This window comes from Lactobacillus melliventris, assembly GCF_042679465.1.
GTDB lineage: Bacteria > Bacillota > Bacilli > Lactobacillales > Lactobacillaceae > Lactobacillus > Lactobacillus melliventris.
Window position 1 is genome coordinate 39728 of sequence record NZ_JBHTMT010000004.1, and the last position, 20715, is coordinate 60442.

Consider the following 20715-nt stretch of genomic DNA (forward strand, 5'->3'; position numbering starts at 1 on the left):
CTCTTTCTACTTTATTGAACCAATTTCTTCTACAGATTTTCCTCTTGTTTCAATACCAAAAATACCAATTATAATTGCCGTTATTAAACATGTGATTCCAAGTAATATGAATACTCCGGTAATACCAACTGAATCAAGCAACTTGGCAACAATGAAAGGAACAATTATTCCACTAATCCTTCCTATGGCATTACACAAGCCAGATCCTCTTAATTTGGCATAGGTTGGCCAAATTTCAGGTACATATACAGCAGACGCATAACAAACAAACATATAAACTGAAATCATTAGGAAAAAGCCCAAAATCGAGATCATTAACATACTCCTTTGAAAAGAGTAAATATAGCCTAGTACGGCCATGATGCTCAAGAGACCAATCCCCATAACTTTGCGCGGTATTTTATCCATTATTAGCGTTGCAATAAAAATACCTACAGGTGCACCAAACATGTTCATAGTATTAAGAAAAACAGACTTCTTAAGATCTATTCCTTGAGCGAGAAACATAGTTGGTAACCAGTTTATTAAGGTATATTGCGTAACATTCATAGCAATTAAAGCAAATGAACCAAGTATTACTCTTTTAAGCAATTTTCCTTTAAAAAATTCCGTATAAGAAATATTTTGTTTTTCTTCTTCATTTTTTTCAGTCTTGTCTTTATGAATTTCAGGCAAAACACTATTAGTCTCTTTTGAAACCTCATTTTCAATATTGGTTAAAACTTTTTCTGCGTCAGCATAACGTCCCTTTGACTCTAACCATCTGGGGCTTTCGGGAAAGGCTTTCCACGCAATTAGAGAAATGAATGTTGAAAGTAACGCAGGAATTACAAATTGCAACCTCCAGTTCATTTCTGGAGCAACAATTTCTGTTAGTAGCATTGCTATCAATGAGCAAATAGGATATGACCAATTTCCCACAAATGAAATTCGGGATGACCAAGTACCTCTACTTCTTGAAGGCATGTATTCCGTAAAACTGGCAAAAAGTATAGTTAATAGCGCTCCTAAAGCCAGTCCCATGAAAAACCTAACTACCATTAAGAAATTCATGTTCGGAGAAACAGCTGCAACTAACATAGTAATTATGTGCATTACTTCAAAAAGCAAAAAAGTTTTTTTCCTGCCATATTTATCACCAATGGAACCACCAATTAAAGCTCCAAAGAACATACCAGCAGTGCTTAATGAAGTAAACAATGCTGTCTGACTATTGTTTGTCCAACCAATTACTTTTAATTGTGCAAGGACCAGCCCTCCTATTGCATTACTCCAGCAGGTTAATAATGCAAAACCAACTATTGCAAAAATTTTCCAATGAAATTTACTAGTTGGCAATCTATCTAATCTTGCCCCGGCAAAGGGCGAATTGTCATTTTTCATGTTGACCTCCTTACAAGAAAGTCCTTACTATCGATCGAGTCATGACTCAACTATTATACTAAGCCGAAAATGTTAAAAGTCAATCTTTTTTGTGATATAAATTTTCTTTTGCAACATTATTTATGCAAAATTTATAGCTTTTATTGCTTATATAAAAGCATTTTTAATATTGTGAACAAAATAATTATTTTTTTATTTTTACATTTTATGTTTCAAATGAACATTAATGGGTGTATTATTATGTTAGCGATTTCAGAAATAGAAAAGGGGATTGACATGAAAGAACCAAAGCAATCAGAACAAGTTCTCGATAAACTGCCTTTTTCAAAATGGCATTTAGAAAACTTTTTCCTTTTAGGGTTTGGACTTCAAATAAACGGTGTTCTTAATTCTTCAGGAAATTCAATCTTAGCTGATTTAATTCATAAAGGTTGGTCTAATAACTATTTAAACGCAGCATTTTCTTCTGCTATGATGATTGGCTTTTTTATCGGATCACTTATAGGTGGCTGGTTAGGCGATAAAATTGGCAGAAAAAAGTCAAATGAAATTTCCATTTTGACTTTTGCCGTGTTTTCATTAGTTGCTGCACTTGTACCCAACATGTTCTTGCTGATTGTTAGCAGAGGCTTAATGGGAATAGGTATGGGAGCTGGAATAGAACTTGGATATGGTTCATTTACTGAATTATTGCCAGCCAAATTCAGGGGAAAATGGCAAGCCATGCTTTCTTGTTTCGGCAATTTTTCACCTTTAATTGCATCCCTGCTTTGCTTAATAGCAATTCCAACTATTGGATGGAGATCAGTTTTTATAATTTGTTCGGTTAGTGCTTTCATTATACTTTTCTTTTTCCATAAGTTTTTCAAGGAATCGCCACATTGGTTATTACAAAACGGACATAAAAAGGAAGGAGAATGCTTACTTAACGAAATAGTTAAAAGAGTTGAAAAAGAGCAAGGCCATAAAATTAATATTTCAGTTAATGAAAATGACAACAGAAAACTTAATTCAAGCCAAAAAGTTAAAATACCATTCAAGAATTTTTTCTTTGGTGCATTAGGAAGGCGAACATTAATTTGTTCCACTACGCTGATTGCAATGAACCTAGCGCTTTATACGATAAATAATTGGATACCCACGATTTTTGTCAACAACGGTATAACAGTCACCAAGTCCCTTCTTATGACCACTATTATGATCGTTGCGGCACCTTTGGGAACTTATTTTTCAACATTCATTATTGAATTTTTACCCCGAAAGTTGTTCGGAGGAATTTTTATCATAGCTATTGCAATTTTAGGCTATATTTATGCACAACAAAGGTCTGAGGCGAGTATTTTAATAATCGGCTTTATTATGATTTTTATCTTATACATTTACAATAGTTTTTCCTCTGCAGTGTATGCAACCGAACTTTGGCCTACACAAGTTAAAATGCGGGGTTTAGGTATTTCAAATGCTATTGGCAGATTTGTAGCTATTACATCTCCATATTTAATCGCCTGGATACTTACAGATTTTGGAGTAGTTGCTGTTTTTATCACTTTAGGAATTCTTTTAGGACTTTGCGCACTTATTATTATTTTATTTGGTATTGAAACCAGAAAGAAAACAATTAATGAAATCGATAGTTCCATTAATTTAGAAAGTAATAGAGAGGTTAATCATGCATAATACAAAAGCAATACTGGAAAAGCCAGGAAAAATGGTCATTAAAGATGCAGAAATTGAAGATCCTAAAGATAACGAAGTACAAATAAAAGTCTGTGATGTTAGTATTTGTGGCTCTGACATGCACGGCTTTACTGATGGACCTTATTTACCACCTGAAGATCCAAACCAAGAAATCGGTTTGGGTCATGAAACTGCCGGAATAATTTCTAAGGTTGGAAAAAATGTTACTAACTTTAAAGTTGGTGATCGTGTAGCTATGGAACCTGGTGTTCCTGATGGCACCTGTGAATTTTGCAGATCAGGTCATTATAATGTCTGCCCTAATGTAGATTTCCTGGCAACTGCTCCTAACTATAAAGGTTCCTTAACAAACTATATTAATCATCCAGCCGAGTGGACCTATCATTTACCCGATAATATGAGTCTGGTTGAAGGAGCCATGACAGAGCCAGCTTCTGTGGCAATTCACGCTGCCGAGTCAGCTGGCAATTTAATTGGTAAGTCAGTCGTCATATTAGGTGCAGGAGCAGAAGGTTTACTTACGACAATGGCAGTCAAGATGGCAGGCGCCTCTACAGTTGTTGTAATAGACATTGTCGATAATCGCTTGGCAAAAGCCAAAGAACTTGGTGCAAATTCTACATTTAAAGGTGATGATCCAGATGTAGTTGATAAAATTAAAGCAGTAGTTGGAACCAATGGCGCTGATTTTGTATATGAATGTGCTGGTAGCAATGCGACTGCACAAATCGGCTTAAAGATTGTTAAGCATACTGGAACCTTCTTTATTCTGGGTACTATACCAGGAGCAACGCCAGTAGAATTTCTGAAAATTAACAGAGAAGTAACAATTCATACTCTATTTCGTTACGTCAACGATTATCCTAAAACTATCAAAATGATATCAAGTGGAAAATTCAATGTAATGTCAATTGTAGATAAATATTTCATGTATAAAGATATTCAAGAAGCATTTGAATTTGCTACAACACATAAAAGCGAATTTATCAAAGGCGTAGTAATAGTTGACAAATCTTATAAATAAGGTGAGTTATATGACGCAAGATGTAATTTGTGTGGGTACTGCTTTAGTTGACATACCACTATACCCTGTTAGCTCAGAAACATTAAATAAAGTATCTTTCCCGTTAAATGATATATCTATGAAAATAGGTGGAGATGCAATAAATGAGGCCATTGTCTTATCAAAGCTAGGTAAAAAGGTTGCTCTAATCAGTGCTGTTGGTGATGACGGAGCTGGAAATTACATTAGGAAAATTGCTCAAAAAAATAAAGTTAATATTTCTTCTGTAGAAGTCAACCCTAATCTCACTACTTCAATCAACATCGGCTTAGTTAAACCAGATGGTCAAAGAACTTTTCTGACAAATAAAAATGGTAGTCTTTGGAAAATGAATGAAAATGATATAGATTTTCAGGCAATCACTGATAGTAAAATCTTATCAATGGCAAGTATTTTCAACAATCCATTAATTGATGATCAAGTTATATTAAAAATTTTCCAAAAAGCCAAAAAGGAAAATATGACAATTTGTGCCGATATTGATGCCCCCCGTTTAGGAGAAACGATTGATAATATTAAAAATATTCTTCCCTACATTGACTACTTCTTCCCAAACGATACTGAGGCAAAAGATCTGACAAACCAGCCTGATTTAGACTCACAATCTGATTTGCTATTAAAACTCGGTGTTAAAAATGTCGTTATTAAAACCGGGGCAAATGGCTGTTTCATTAAAAACAAGAAAATGAAAAAATATCTACCATCCTATGAGGTGCCATCAAATATCGATATAGATACAACAGGAGCCGGTGATAACTTTGCTGCTGGTTTTATTTCTAAGTTAGCTGAAGGACAAAGTTTTGAAAGCTGTGCTCGGTTTGGTAATGCTGTAGCTTCTCTTTCTGTCAGAAAACTGGGCGCTATTGATGGTGTAAAAAATGAACATCAAGTAGAACAATTACTTAAAAATTATCAAAAAGGAGATAATAATGAATTTAGGAGATAATATGCAAGTTTCAAGAATAGGATTAGGTACTTGGGCTTTAGGCGGAGGTCCAGCTTTTACCGACTACGATAACCATCAAGCTGCACTAGATACTATTAGAGGAGCCTTAAAATACGGTATCAACTTGATTGATACTGCGCCAGGATATAATTTTGGTGAAAGTGAAAAATTAGTTGGTGAAGCTATCAAGGGTAATAGGGAAAAATATAAAATTATTACTAAATGTGGTATTACGTGGGAAAGAAAAGGAGCATTCTTCAATAAAGTTGGAGATAGATCACTATACAAGAACCTAACTCCTGAATCTATTTCGTTAGAACTATTTGATACTTTAAAAAGACTACAAACTGATTATATTGATATCTATATGACTCATTGGCAAGCTGTTGAGCCATACAAAACTCCAATAGCTGAAACCATGAGATACCTTATGGAACTTAAAGATAAAGGAATTATTCGCGGAATAGGTGCAGCTAATGTTAACGCTGACGACGTACGCGAATACCTCAAGTACGGACAATTGGATATTATTCAATGTCGTTATAGTTTACTCGACAGAGAAGTTGAAGATGAACTGCTGCCATTGTGCAAGGAAAATAATATTGTTTTACAAGCATATTCTCCGTTATCAATGGGCATTTTATCCGGAGCTGTTCCTCGTGATTATGTCCCACCTAAAGGTTCCGCACGTAATGGTAAGAAATGGTTTAAACCAGAAAATCTGGCAAAAGTAGACGACATGCTTGATTCTTGGAAACCTTTATGTGAAAAATATCATTGTACTTTAGCCAATTTGGCTATTGCTTGGGTATTAAATCAAAGTGATAACATTAACGTCTTAAGTGGCTCAACTTCGATTGATCAGCTTGATGAAAATAGTAAAGCTATGAAAATTATAATTGAACCAGATGACTTGAGACGAATGAGAGAAATGGCAGAAGACTTAGACAATTAAGGTATAAACTACTTTTATTAACGCGCTTTTTACAAAAAATCACCTTTTAATTTAAAAATATGTATTCCTAAACTTCAAGAAACTAAATTAGTTACGCTTTAAGAGATGTTTCTCTTTGTGTAAATAAAAAAGAACACAATTCACTTTTTCAGTGAATTGCGTTCTTTTTAGTTTATCTGATTTTATTTACACTTTATTTATTTGTCGTGACGTAATCAGTGATAGTTACAGGTTTTTGGAAACCATTAGCACTAATAATTGTCAGTATCGTATTATTGTTGCTAAATTGTACAGCACTCTTGTCTACACCATTTACGCTGGCAACTAGATCAACAATTTGACTGGCTTCAGTTAATGACAAGTTCTTTAAATCACTAACAATTATCTTTTTACCATTTAAAGCTGCTTTAGCAGTATTAATTTTACTTAAAGCATCATTTACTTGAGTAACAGTTGACTTAGCAGTGTTAACCTGACTTCCACTGGATATAGCTGCGTCATAAGCATCGCGTAATGATTTAGCAGAAAGCTTATAAGCATCACTGGCTTTAACAGTTGTATCTTGACTCAAAGCATCCTGCAACGCTTTTTTATCGGTTGCTGAAGCAAAAGTATTTTCATTCTTAGCTGCTTCTGGAGTGTTGACTGGTGATAATTTAACACCATTAACGTTACTAATATCCGATTCTCTCAGATAGCCATTTTTATCACTTTGCAACTTGTAAAACAGTGCAGATTGGTTTTCAGCAGCTACCCAAATATAACGCAATTCTGTTACACGGGCAGTGTGGCCTTTAGCAAAGGTCTTAGTTGATTGTAGAACTCCTTTATTGTTGTAGACATTAGCGGTGCGAGCTAAAGTAACAGTTGTCACATTTTCATCACTTTCAGGCTTTGAATTTGCAGGCTCAAGTTGCTTGCCAGTTACAATTCCCACATTATTCTTTTTAACCCATTGATCATTACCTGGGTAATTAGCGTCATTAATGTGATAATAAAGCTTTTTACCTATATATTGTAATTTATCAACTGTTACCTTTTCACCACTCCTAATCAGAGTCTTGGTGGTTTCACCATTACTATCGTAGACATATGCATTGTGATTAAGAAGAATTACAGTTGGGTCGTTTTGATTATCGCTTGGTACATTTTCATTCTTACCAGGTTTCTTATTTACTGGCTTTAGTTTAGCACCACTGGTTTTACCAACATTTGCGGCTTTTATAAACTGATCACTTTGACCACTAATTCTGTAAAACAACTTTTTACCAATATAAATTAACTGGTCGACGGTAACAGTTTGACCTTTCTTAATTTTCTTCTTGTCTGTTTTGCCTTTAGCATTATAGATATATGAATTATGCTTAATTTTTGCAGTAGCTACTGGTGCACTTTTAGTGACCTTTTTACCATTAACATAGCCAACATTAGCAGCCTTAATGAAGGCATTATTACCAATGCTGTAATAATCCTTCTTATTAATAGTTACTTTACTACTAAATGATAGAGTAATGCCTTTAGCAATTTTAGTGTTTTTAGCACTACCCATGTAGGTCTTCAAGCGTTTACCATTTTTGTCATAAACATAAGCATTATGACTCAACTTAATGGTATTCTTCTTTGTCGTCTTTTTCTTAGCGGTAGTCTTGTTAGCGGCTTGAACCACAACAGCTTGACTTGCACTAAGCACAGGACTGACACCTATTAATGCAGCAGCAGATACCATTAATAATTTTCGACTAATTTTCATTTGTTTCCAACCTCGTTATTTAAAATTATATCGGTACATAATATTGTATACTTAAAAATCGCTAATTCAAATAGCTTAAAGCATTACTTACCTTTTTTTAACACTCTTGCATCAATGTAAAATGTCTGCAAAATTCTTTTAATCTAATTATTATTACTTTCCGCTTCTTGGCGCATCTTGTTTTCACTAATAGCAGTATAAAATAAGAAAATTAATGCCACAAATGAGGCAACGTAAAGAACTGAGTTGCTGGCGATCCAGCCAAATTTATCAACTAGTATCCCGATTAAAGCAGTAGCCAGAGTTTCACCAAAAATGTATTGGAAAAAGCCCATGAAACCCGTTGACGCACCTACTGCATATTTCGGCACAACTTCATTAATCATCAGACCCACAAGTGTCAACGGTGCGTAAATCAAATTACCCATTATGATTAAAGCGGCAATTATCAGAGCATGATTATTACTGAAAAAATATAGCGTTAAGCAAATTAACGTCCCAATTACGCAAGCGATTGAAACTAATGCACGGCGACTTTTTAAAGCATCTGAAATTGCTCCAATAATAATTACTCCCGGAACTGATGCTAATTCAAAAATGCCGATAATCCATTTAGCAGCTGCAGGATCAAAGCCTTTATTTTGGACTAAATAAGATGGGATCCAGCTCTGAATGCCATAGCGAACCAGATAAAGTGACATTGAAGTCAAAGTAACTGTCCAAACTAATTTATTTTGCAAGATATATTTAACAAAAATCTGGCCCACACTCAAATCAGTCTGATCCGCAGTAGAAACTTGGCCATTATCCAGAATAACTTTGTCACCTGTATAAGTAGAAATATCAGGTAACCCGACCACCTTAGGTCTATCAGCACCCAAAACTAAAATTAAGATGCAAATGATAAAGGAAACTGCTGAGGATGTATAAAAGACAGCTGGAATTGAACCTGAAAAAAGGAAAACCGCCAGTTGCACTATGGCTACACAAATAAATGAGCCGGCATTATGTGCTGAAGACCAAATGGAATACATTGTTCCCCTCATTCTTGGTCCCCACCAGAGCTGAATCATTTTTTGGCAAGCTGCAGCCCCCATTCCTTGTGTGACTGCCATTAAAAACATTAACAACATCATTAAATAAAGGTTGTGAGTTGAACCTAAAAAAATATTTAAGATTGCAGACAATAAAAGTCCTACCATTAAATACCGGTTGGAATCACACCTATCTGCCAATACCCCCATAAAGAGTTTGGCTATGCCATAGCCAATACCAAAACAAGACAAAATGAGACCAATATTAGCTGTAGAAAAATGATATTCTTTCATAATATCATTTTGTTCTGTGGTAAATACAAGGCGAATGATGTAGTACCCAATATAGCCAATACAAGTTGCTAGTAAAACTCCTAGTTGCCGCCATCTGTATGTTTGTGCCACTTTTTCTTTAGGAACTAGCATATTCGAATCAGGCTGTTTTAAAATCCATTTAAACATCATAAATGCCTCCTCCCCTTCAGGATATCATAGAACTTTCTCAATACTTAAAATGGTGCAACTAATTTGAAACATAACAAATCATGCATTGCGGCAACTGTATTTTTTCTTCGTATTTTAGCAAATCAAATAAATTATATAACAATATTATTTAGATATATATATAAATTTTAGCTGTCTTATTTTGAACAGTTTTTTTAATATCATCATCTAATTTTTGCCAATAAAAGCCAATTATTGTTATCTAAAATTTAATGCTAGCGTTATCTTTATTTAATTTAAGCTGTCTTATTTTTGCAAAATTTGTTATTTATAAACTAATACTTTAAAAAACGCAATAATTGACATTTATATCATCATCTACTAAATTGATAATTATATAGTAAATGGAAATTAGAAAGGAAATTTCTATGTTAGGAAAGAATAATTACAATGAACGGGTGAAAAAAATGGCAAAGCAGGCTAAGCAAGACCATTTCTCAATTCGTAAATTGAGTATTGGTACTACTTCTGTATTGCTTGGCTTTACTTTTTTAGGCTTAAACAGCAAAACAGTTAAGGCTGATACAGTTGTTCCACCTCAACTAACTGAGAAGAATACCTATTCTCAAGCAGAAATCTTTTCGCAAGACAGCAACAAAAATACCACACGAGCTACATCTACTGCTACATACAAAACAAACAAGCCAGAAGGGGAACCAAATTTAACCGCATTTTCTGGCTTGAGTTCGTTTTTGAGGGAGAATAATAGTAACAGTAAACAAAATGACACTGCTCAAGTAGGTCAGACCCCTGCCAATGACGACGATACAGGCAAAGAAGAGCCTAACGCAAATAGTGCAGACAACAATGATATTAACAAAGGCACTGAAGACAAAACAGGCATTAGCAGCGATAACTCGGACAAAGAAGAGCCCCATACAAACGGTACTGCTAAGCAGGAAACTGGCAAAACAGATAAAAATAAGGACGCCGCAAAGTCTAAGATCACCGCAAAAGATGCAAAAGACGCTGGTAAAAAAGTAAGCGTTGGTAACTGGAAGGATTTTATTAGCGCCCTAAACAATAGTAATGTCAGTGAAATTGCTATTACCAATAATATTATTGCTGACAGAGAGACAGGTCATAATCGCCAGGCTTTTCAAGGTAGAAAATTATTAATTAAGTCTGCAGGTAATGCGAAATATACCCTTGATTTCAAGAGTAACCACCCTACTCTTACCGGTAATTCTTCTTTAGATATTACTTATGAAAACTTAATACTTAAAAGTACAGACTATTATGGTGTCGCTGATACTTACAATATGACTAAAGGGCAAACGGCTAAAATCACTTTTAGAAATATTGATTTTTATGGTTCACAATTAACATATACCAAAAATAATACTGACATTATTTTTGAAGGCCAAATTCACGCTGAAACTGTCAAAATTCCAAGCAATATTGGCGGTTGGTTTGACGGTAATAATCAGCAGCTTTTAGAATTCACCAATAGCAATAACAGCATTACTTTTAAAGCAGGCTGCCACTTTGACGGTTCGACATTTGGCGGAACTTTGATTGAAATGAGAGGAGAAGGCAATTCTCTTAATGTTGAACAAGGAGCAGTTGTTGACCTGACCCCACTTAAGACGTACGATGGCTCAAATGGTGCTAATAACAGTGAACACGGCAATCCAGTCAGTGCCATCTTTATTAGTGACGATGCGCAAGTAACTGTTCACGGTCAGGTGAACATTAACATCGGACAAAGTGAAGGAATTAAGTATGCGGGCAAGCAAAATAATGGCCAGGCCAGAGCCATTTATTTAAACAACGCCAATTCAAAGGTCAATATTAGCAAAAATGGTGCAATTACCGTTAACACGAATGGTAATATTTCAACTAAAAATAAGCAAAGCCTGATTTATATTGGGGGCGATTTTGCCATTAACTCAGGTGGTGCTCTCAAAATTACCGGGCAAAACATGGGCAATTATAGTGGTTCGCTAGTGCAAATTGACGGTACAGCTAACGTGCAAAACGGCGGCTTTGAAATTCAATTAGTTGGTGATGCCGGTACTGGTGCAATAAAGCTGGTTGATGTGGCCAATACTGGGCAACTGATTGTTAATAACCCTACTTCTCTTGTGTTAGATGCTCATCTGAATAACAATGATCGCACCAGTATTATCGGTGATAATAAAATCACCGTGACAAATGTTCGCCAGTCCTTAAACCTTGGTGAACTGTTAAATGGATCTGCTCTTGGCAGCAACTTAGTCTTGCCGCCTTTTCATGTTTTACAAGTCGAAAAAAATGCTAAAACTGTCGCAGTTAACAAACTGGAAGTATTAAACGGTCAAAGGATCTTCGACTTAGAAAAAGTCAAAAAAGATAGCCCCCAGCTTAGCGCCATTCTCAGTAAAGCACCTGAAAACTTCCAGAAATTGCTGCAAAATTACAATCATCAAAGCTATGACCAGCTCTTTCGAGCCATCGTGGAAGCAGCTTTTTCCAATAAAGACAACCCAGGCTACAATAACATCAGATTTACACCGGCTAATCAAAGCGGCTTCTTAGACATAGACCCAGAAGATGTGACGGTAATTAATCAAGAAGATGGTTCAAAACTAGTCAAAGGTTATGTATTATACTATGATCCTGCAAAAGATGGTCCTGATAGTGACAGCTTTTTTAAAAACATCTTACCTGGTGGTACCGAAGCCTATGTTTTAGCCAGGTTTAAAGATAGTGGTGTATACAGAAATGGTCAAGCTGTTATTGATTCAACAATCGCTAATCCCTACGCTGATACTGTTGATACTTATCGCGGTGAAGCAAATGATTTGGCAGCATTACCTACCAAATTTGCCGCTAAAGTTGCTCCTGATGGCTCCTTCACCATTACCATCCCTGCCGAAATTACTACCAGGATGGCTAAAGACGCCACAATTCAACTAACTCCACATGCAAACTTCATTGAATATAGTCCGTTAGACATTGCCAGTGGCGACCGCCCTACTATAGTTAGTCTCGGCATCAAACCGTTTAGCGAAGTACAACAAGAAGCAGCTCAGGAAATTACTGATGCTATTAATGCTGCTAAAACTAAAAAGCCGGCTAATTTGACTGCAGATCAGGAAAAAGCATTCTCTGATGCACTGAATGAAGCCGCCCAGTATGCTGCTACCAATAAAAATAGCAATTATGATTCTAAAAAATCAGTTTATGGCGTCCAATCATCCAAGACGGCAATCAGTGAAATAAATAATAGGAAAAAGACGGCTTTAGACTTGGTCAATAAGGCTATACAAACAGCCCAAAGTCAAGGAGAATATGAAAAAGCTAAAGCGGCTGCAATTGACAAACTAACTCAGCAAGCTGAGGAGCAAGTTAAAAAGTTCCCTGCACAGGAACAATCTATCACTGCCGCTAAAAACCAAGCCATTAGTAAAGTACAGGCTGCTGCCACAAATAACATTAACATCGATCAGGTTGTTAATGACGGTATTAATGCTATTAATCAAGCAGGAAAAGATTACCGAGATAATGTAAAAACTGATATTAACCAGGCAATTACAAAAGTCGAAAATGCTATTGACACAGTCTCAAAAGATGAGAATGTTAAATCACTGGTAGACGAGTTAATTAACGGTATAAAAGACAAGCTCAAGCGACCAAAAGAAATTGTTGCTCCTGACGGTGATCTTGATCAAGACGAAGATGAAGCGGCTATTAATAACCATCAAAAAGAAGCCAAAGCTCTACTCCCAGGTGTGCAAGATACTATTGATGCAATTGCAGCATTAGAAGCTGCTGCTAAAAAGCAAATAGCACAGTATGGTGATGATCGACCTGAAATTCAAGCTGCTTTAAATCAAGCTATCAAAGATATTATTAACAGCAATAATCCTAAAGATGATCTTAACAATGGTATTGATAAGATTAATGGCACACATACGGATAAAGTAAAAGACCAAGCAGCAAAAGATATTAAGGAGACAGCTGCTCAAGCTAAAGAACGGATTCAAAATTCTGATTTAACAGCGGATGAACAAAAAACATACCTTGATGAAATAGATGAAGCAGTTGCTGCTGCAACAGCTACTACTGGTGATACTGCCAAATCTATTTATGGCACTGATGACAGTGAAATTATCAATAAGAGAAAAGCTGCTGCTGAAAGTTTAATTAACAAAGCAGCTGCCAAAGCTGAAATTGCTGGTTATACTAAGGACTACGAGAATGTCCTTGGTCAAGTTGGCCAAGCCGAAACCGCCATGACAGATGCCCTAGCGGCAATTGATAAAATTGAGGATAATGCTGCAAGTAGTTCAAATATTGTCCAAGCAGAAAAAGCCGCTAAAGAAAATATCTTAAACGCATTTAAAGAAAATGCTAAAGCTCAGGTTAAGGCGGACGCAGAGACAGCTAAAGGCAATTTAGGAGTTGAGCAAGAAACTAATATTGATGACGCAGTCACCAATGCCGGTAACACGATTGACAGTCATAGCTCTGCTGCTGACATCAAGCAAGATATTACTGACGGCAAAAAGAATGTTTTAAATGCCTATAAGTCGGCTGCTAAAGCACAAATTGAGCAAGATGCAACTGAAGCTAAAAACAATTTAGGGGTTGAGCAAGAGTCTAATATTGATGAGGCAGTCACTAATGCTATCAACACGATTGCTAGCCATGACTCACTTACCGTTATCAACCAGGACGTTATTGACGGTAAAAAGAATGTTTTAAATGCCTATAAGGCTGCTGCTAAAAAGCAACTGGAAACAGTTAAACAAGACATTGTTAACAAAATTCAGAATAATCCTAATTTAACGGCCAAGAATAAAGACGATGCTGCCAATAAAGCCAGTGAATTGCTTACCGGAAGTCAAGGTTATAATAGCCGCATTGATAAGGCTGAAACTATAGCTGATATTAATACCGCAGTTAGAGAAGGCACTGCTGCATTAAACAATTTACTTGATGAGCAAAACTTAAGTGGTCGACGTAATCAGGCCATTGCAGCAATTCAGGATGCTAAAGACAAAGCTATTGCTAAGATTACAAATAATAAAAATCTGAGTGACGAGGAAAAAACCAAATATCAAGAACTAATTAATACTGCAACTGCTGCTGGTGTTGCTAAAATCACTCAAGATGAAGATGAAACTACAATTGCAACAGATGAAGACAGAGCCATTAAAAATATTACCGGTTATCAAGAAAATGCTGCTAATACCGGCTCTAATAATTTAAATAAGCAGCGTCAAGATGCAATCAAGGGAGTTGAAGAAGCAGCTAAAAACGCTTTAAGTACAATTGACGACTTTGACGATACTGTTTTAAGTCCAGAAGATAAACAACATTATCAAGAAACTATTAATAAAGACTTGGCTAACGCCAAAGCAGCAATTAATGCAGCTAAAGACAATGATGGTGTTAATTCTGCTAGACAAGCTGGTAAAACCAGTATTAATGAGGATTTGGCGGCCAGTCAATTAATAGTCGCAAAATCTCAGGCAAATATAGCGTTGCAAGATGAGAAGAAAAAAGACTTAGATACTATTAATCAGGCTTTTACTGATAATAAAATTAATAGCGAGCAAAAAGACGCACTAACAGACAAAATTAATGGCTTCTATGAAACGGCAACCAGCAAAGTATACAACGACTTGACTGCTGAACAAGTGGCTAAAGATAGGGATGATGGCATTGCTGCTATGGCCAGCGTTGCTAGCAGTATTGCCAGTGAAGAAGCAAAATACTTAGAACAACAAAAAGATGATGCTTTAACCAATAAAGACACTGGCCTAAATGCTCTAGCAGAGAAAATTCGGACAAGTATCGAAAAAGATCCTAACCTTTCCGGCAAAGAAAAAAGTGATTATTATGACGAAATTAGTTCTGCTTTAACTTCAGCCAAAACTGATATTCAAAATGCTCATTCTCAAGATGAAATTGCTACTGCAACAAACGCCGGTCGGGAAGCTTTAAATAAAATTCTTGCTAAAGTAGTATTGCAATCAAGTAGAAGCGCTGCGCTTAAAGAATTGTTGAACACCTGCACCGATGTTTCTAATCAAATTACCAACTTACAAAATGTTAACAGCACTACTAAAGACGGATTAATTAAACAGTTAACTGATTACTATAATGATGCAGTTGCTAAAGTAAAGAATGCTCCTGCTGCTCAAGTCGATTCTGAAAAACAGCAAGGCATTGATAATATGAACACAGTTATTAGGGATGCGCAAAGCCTTGATACCAATATTGATCATGCTAAGCAAGAAGTCGACAAGCAGGCTGATCAAGCAATTTCTACCATTAATCAATCTGCGATGTCTGACGCGGATAAAACTCAAACCATTGCAAAAATCAACGATGAAAGAGCTAAAGCTAAGCAAAATATTGAATTGCAAAAAAATAATGATGCCGTAGACAAAGCCAAAAATGATGGTAAAGATGCTATTGGTCAGGTTGCAGCCACAGCTATGACAGCTGATTTGGAGAATACTAAACATCACAGCGAAGAGGCTATTAACCAAGCTGCTCAAGAAGCAATTAGCAGATTAAAATCTTCATATGACACTCTAAGCGCTGAAGAAAAAGAAGAAGCTAGTTCCCAATATGAGCAGGCAATCTCTGATATTAATCAGGCTGTTGCGGATGCCAAGAGTAAATTACAAAATGGCAAGACAAAAGATGGTATCAATAAAATCACTACTGATACCATTAATGCAATCAATAAAGCGGAAGCAAGTGGTAACTTAGCAATCACCAAAGCACAGGCCAGAAAAGCTATTAAAGATGTCGCAGACGAAATCAAAAACAACTTAAAAGATAAAAAGGATCAAGACAGTGTTGATTCTATTCTAGAGAATGCCGCTTCAGCCATTACTGCTGCTGAGGATAGTAGCACTGTTTTGAGCAGTAGAGATTCTGCCATTAATCACATCAAAGGAATTAAGACTACAGCAGATTCTAATGATGCTGCCAAAATAAAAAATGCTAAAGACGAAGCAATTAAAGCATTGACAGCGGAACTAAACGGTCAAACTAATAATCCTGGTGCTCCGGGAATTTTAGCTCAAATTGATCAAATTACAGGCTTAAGTGCTGAAGAAAAAGCTCAGTATAAGAGTCAGGCAACCGCTGCTAAAAATAAAGCTGTCAGTCAGATTAACGCTCAGCAAACAACAGACGATATTGCATCCGCTAAGACTACTGGTATTATCAACATTGACAAAGCTTTAAGCGCTGCTCAATTACAAGCGGCTAAGAATAATGCCAATAAATACTTAGAGAATATTGCCCAAACAGCTGCAGATAATATCAAGAAGATCGAACAGTCAGCTCTAAGTGATACTGAGAAAGCCCAGCAAATTGACTTAATCAACTCAAATAAAGAGATAGCTATCCAAAATATTAACAAGGCACAAAGTCCAGACGAGGTAGAAAAAGCCAAACAAGGCGCTGAAAATGCCATTACCGGTATTGTACAAAATGCCAAAGAAAACGCAGCTTTACTGCAGGAACAAAATGCCGCCTACAACTCACTGGTTGAGCAGGCTAAAAAGCTGAGCCAACGCTTAAACGATGACCGTTTGCATAACAAAATTGATCAAAATCAATATGATGACTTAAGTAAGGCTATTAGTGACGCTTTAAGTGCAGCTAAAGCCGAGATTTCTGCTGCCACTGATCTGGATAAAATTAATGCTGCCAAAGGTAATGGTGAGACAGCTCTTAACAAGGTCAATAATAATATTGCTAACGAAGAAGCTCTAGCCCAAGCTCTAAATGATTTACAAACTGCAGCCACCAACGCCAAAGCTAAAGCTGCTGAAACTGAAGACAGCACCGTTGCTGACCAAATGAAAGCACAAATAGATCAGGAACAAAAAAAAGCAGCAGCAAAGATTATTAACGCTAGGAGCAGTAAGCAGAACACCATTACGCAAATTCAAACAGCTGCAGATGATGGCATTACCACAATTAACAAATTAGGTGATGATTTTGATCGTAAAAATCAAATCGTTAAGAGCTTAAAAGAACACGCCGCAGAAGCCAAAGCTGACATTGATGGTATAGGTTTAGCCGGCAACGATGCCGCTAGTGGCTATCAAGACATTGACCAGGCCTTAAATGATGGTATTAGTTCAATTTATGGCGGGACAAGTGAACAGCTATCCCAGTTAGAACAAGATGCCAAAACAAACATTGATCAGGCAAAATTGCCAAGCAAACTGACTGCGGAAAAGAATAAACAAATTAATAAGTTTAAGGACTATGTTAACAGTAAAGGCGAAATTGCCAGTGTGGCAACCAACCTTGAGCAAGATCAAATTGACGCTCTTCAAAAGCAATTGGAAGAAGCCGTTAACAAAACCATTGCTAACATTGCCGGTATTAAGCTTGAAAACAACTACGAAGATGCTAAAACACAAGTTGAAAATGCCGAACAAGGTATAGTGCCAGAAGGTGAAACTGCTAATTTTGGTGAGAAAGAAATCGACCGCATTTTCCAAGTTGCACAAGAAAAAGCCGAAATAGTTAAAGCTAAACAAGAGGCAATTTCTCAGATCGAACAAGCTCAAAAAGAAGCAAATGACGCAATAGAAAAATCTGGTTTGTCCCCAGCAGACCAGCAAAAGCAAAAGGAGCAAATTCAAAAACTTGTTGAACAAGCAAGAACTGACATTAATTCTGTTTCGCAATCTGAAGCCGGCGCTAAAGACCAAATAGATAATAATAGAAAACAAGCTATTACTAATATCAATAGCATTAAAGAACAGACAGCCCTGGCTGGTCATAAGACAAAAGCCGAAAACATTCTGAAAGATAAACAAACTAAGGCTCATGCTGTAATTGATCAATCTCAATTAACTGCCGAGCAAAAGGCAGCAGCTAAAAAAGCAATTGATGATGCATACAAGCAGAGTTACCAAGATATCGAAAGTGCTGCTGCAAGTGCCGACATCCCAGAAGAAGCTGATATTGGGCAAAACATTGATCGGCTGTTGGCTAAGCCTGAAACTGGCACTGAACCAGAATGGTTCAATGATGAACAAAATAATGCCCTTAAGGGCGCTGAAGGAGTAGACGGCATTAACGATGCATACAGTAAATTAAAAGACAGACTGAAAGATAAGCTGTCACCAGAATTGCTAGATCATATTGACGAGCAAATTAAAGCTATTAATAATGCTACTGATATCCAGACTGCTAGCACTGCTTATGATGAGGCTATGACCATCATTAACAAGGAACAGGCTAAGGCTGACATCGACGAGGAAGCTGCAAAAGTAACTGCAGAAATCGACAGTAACGATAAATTAGCTGCTGAAACAAAGAACAGGCTGAAAGAGCAAATTAAAGATGATAGCCAGAAAGCCAAGGATCAAATTGATGCAGTTAATGCTCCTAAAGGCGATACATCGGGCAAAAAGGACCAGATTGCTAAAATCACAGAAACCGCTAAATCCGATATCGGCAGTGCTGGTAATGCCGCTAAAGAGGAATCTATTAGTTCGCTTAAAGCAGAAGCAAACAATGAATTAGCTGCTGAACATCAAAAAGCAGTTGCTGAACTAAAAGAAAAATTTGGCGAAAATGCTGACACCACCAATGTTGATAAAGCATATCACGAGCACTCACAGGTGAATGGTGACTCAATTGAAGATATTACAGCAGCTAAGACTGCAGCTGCAAAAGAAATAGCTAAGGGGTCAGTAGCAGACACTGCTATCAACGCTAAAAACCAAGTTGATAAATTAAAGCATCAAGATGGCAGCGATTATACTAGTGCTGAAAAGCAGGCAATTAAAGATTACATTGACCAAGAAGCAGCTAAAGCTAACTCGGATCAAACGGGCACTATTGATCAGGCTCAAAGTTCAACTGGCATAGAAACTGCCAGAAAGAATGCAGTTGACAAGATAAGCAGTATTATTGTAAGCGATAGTCAAGAACTTGAGAATGTTTTAAATAACGATAGCAATGTACAAGAAGAAAGACTAACAGCTGCCTATGATTCCGCTGTTAAACTTCTCAAAGACAGGTTTAAGGATAAAGCAAACACCACTAGCGTTGATCAAGCATACGAAAATGCTAAAGATGCGCTCAATGATCCTGCCAACGCGGATAAACTCGCTGCAACAGGATTAGCTGGTGAAAAAGAAATAGCTGCTGGAGCACTGACAGAAGCACAAAAAGCAGCTACAAGTGAAATTCAGTCGTCTGGCAAGTACACTGAGCAAGAAAAGCAAGCTATTATTAAGCAAATTGAGACAGATATGTCCCAGGCAAACGCTGCTCTCAAACAGCCTCAGGTCAATGACAGTCAGACAATTACTAAACTGCGTGATGATGCTATTAAGCAAATGTATCTTGATGCTACGGATTCTGCCACAATTGATCATATTCTTCATGATATTAATCGCGAAAATGAACATAGTTCTAACAATCATTCTATCCCGGTTCCTGCTAACAATACGCCTGTTAATACATCAAGCAAAGAAGACAATGAGGCAAAACTTGATTTAACCAGCAGCGAAGAATTAACCTTAATGCACAACGCTTACCTTTACGATGAAAATGGCAAACGTGCTAACAAAGTTATTCTTGGTGCCGGCTCAATCATTACTTCTTACGGCACCAAAGAGATTAACGGGCAGAGCTATTACGTCTTGGTCGATAAAGGCAATCAGAATAAAATTTACTATATTGCTCTGGGTAATGTTATTCCTACAAGTCAGAAATTAAAACATAATGCCTATGTTTACAATAAACATGGCAATCGCATAAAGAAAGCTGGCGTATTAAGAAAAGGCAATAATATTAAAACCTATGGTAACGCAGTCACAATTCGGGGCAAAAAATATTACATTATTGCCCAAAACCGCTTTGTTAAGGCTGCAAATATTGCTTTGCAAAAAGCCGCTAGTGCAGCGCCGAACAACGAACTCGTAATGGAAAAGGCGCAACCAGCAGCTGCAAAAACTATTATGCACAATTCCTATCTATATGATCAAAACGGTAAACGTGCTAACAAGATCGTTATACTGGCCGGTTCAATTGTTAATACGGTTAACCAGCGATTCATCAATGGTAAGAAATACTACGAACTGGATGATGGTTTATTCATCGCCGCTAACAATATTGATTCTAATATGCTTAAATTAAGGCATAATGCTTATGTTTACAGCCAACATGGTAATCTAATTAGCAAAAAAGTTTTAAGGAAACAGCAAGTAATTAAAACTTATGGCAGTCCTGTCAAAATTAACCACGAAAAGTACTTTATCATTGCTAAAAATAAGTTTGTTAAAGAAACTAATTTTAATAAATAGGTGTAGCTTACTAAAATAGCTCTTGAGTTTAAAGAACTCAGGAGCTATTTTTAGTTATTCTGCAAAATCAAACAGAGCTGAAAATTGA

General features: G+C 36.5%; 8 protein-coding genes. 5 read left to right on the plus strand and 3 right to left on the minus strand.

Going from position 1 to position 20715, the window contains the following annotated elements:
* Positions 1 to 6 precede the first annotated feature (6 nt).
* Positions 7 to 1383, minus strand: a complete 1377-nt coding sequence (locus ACFQ32_RS05445) for an MFS transporter (RefSeq protein WP_046325446.1) — start codon at positions 1381 to 1383, stop codon at positions 7 to 9.
* 69 nt (positions 1384 to 1452) lie between these two features.
* Between ACFQ32_RS05445 and ACFQ32_RS05450 the strand changes: the two genes are divergently transcribed.
* The 4 genes from ACFQ32_RS05450 to ACFQ32_RS05465 are packed head-to-tail and all read left to right on the plus strand — an operon-like array spanning position 1453 to position 6045.
* A complete protein-coding gene (locus ACFQ32_RS05450; protein WP_084619595.1) occupies positions 1453 to 3060 on the plus strand; it encodes an MFS transporter in 1608 nt (535 codons plus the stop codon).
* Positions 3053 to 4105 (plus strand): NAD(P)-dependent alcohol dehydrogenase, encoded by a 1053-nt coding sequence (locus tag ACFQ32_RS05455; protein WP_046325447.1) that lies wholly within the window; start codon positions 3053 to 3055, stop codon positions 4103 to 4105. Before ACFQ32_RS05450 ends, ACFQ32_RS05455 begins: the two co-directional genes overlap by 8 nt.
* A 10-nt stretch (positions 4106 to 4115) precedes the next feature.
* Entirely contained in the window at positions 4116 to 5090 is a 975-nt protein-coding gene (locus ACFQ32_RS05460) for a carbohydrate kinase family protein (RefSeq protein ID WP_046325448.1), read from the plus strand.
* A complete protein-coding gene (locus ACFQ32_RS05465; RefSeq protein ID WP_046325449.1) occupies positions 5074 to 6045 on the plus strand; it encodes an aldo/keto reductase in 972 nt (323 codons plus the stop codon). The genes ACFQ32_RS05460 and ACFQ32_RS05465 overlap by 17 nt, the downstream gene beginning before the upstream one ends.
* A 193-nt stretch (positions 6046 to 6238) precedes the next feature.
* Here the strand turns inward: ACFQ32_RS05465 and ACFQ32_RS05470 are convergent, their stop codons facing one another.
* Positions 6239 to 7795, minus strand: coding sequence for an SLAP domain-containing protein (locus ACFQ32_RS05470; protein WP_046325450.1), 1557 nt, complete (start codon positions 7793 to 7795; stop codon positions 6239 to 6241).
* A 143-nt stretch (positions 7796 to 7938) separates the two neighbouring features.
* Positions 7939 to 9291: an MFS transporter gene (locus tag ACFQ32_RS05475; protein ID WP_046325451.1), complete on the minus strand. Its 1353-nt coding sequence runs from the start codon at positions 9289 to 9291 to the stop codon at positions 7939 to 7941.
* A 410-nt stretch (positions 9292 to 9701) separates the two neighbouring features.
* Here ACFQ32_RS05475 and ACFQ32_RS05480 point away from each other — a divergent pair, with 410 nt between their 5' ends.
* The gene (locus ACFQ32_RS05480) at positions 9702 to 20627 is read left to right on the plus strand and encodes an SLAP domain-containing protein (RefSeq protein ID WP_046325452.1); all 10926 of its coding nucleotides are present in this window, start codon (positions 9702 to 9704) and stop codon (positions 20625 to 20627) included.
* The last annotated feature ends 88 nt before the right edge of the window (positions 20628 to 20715 follow it).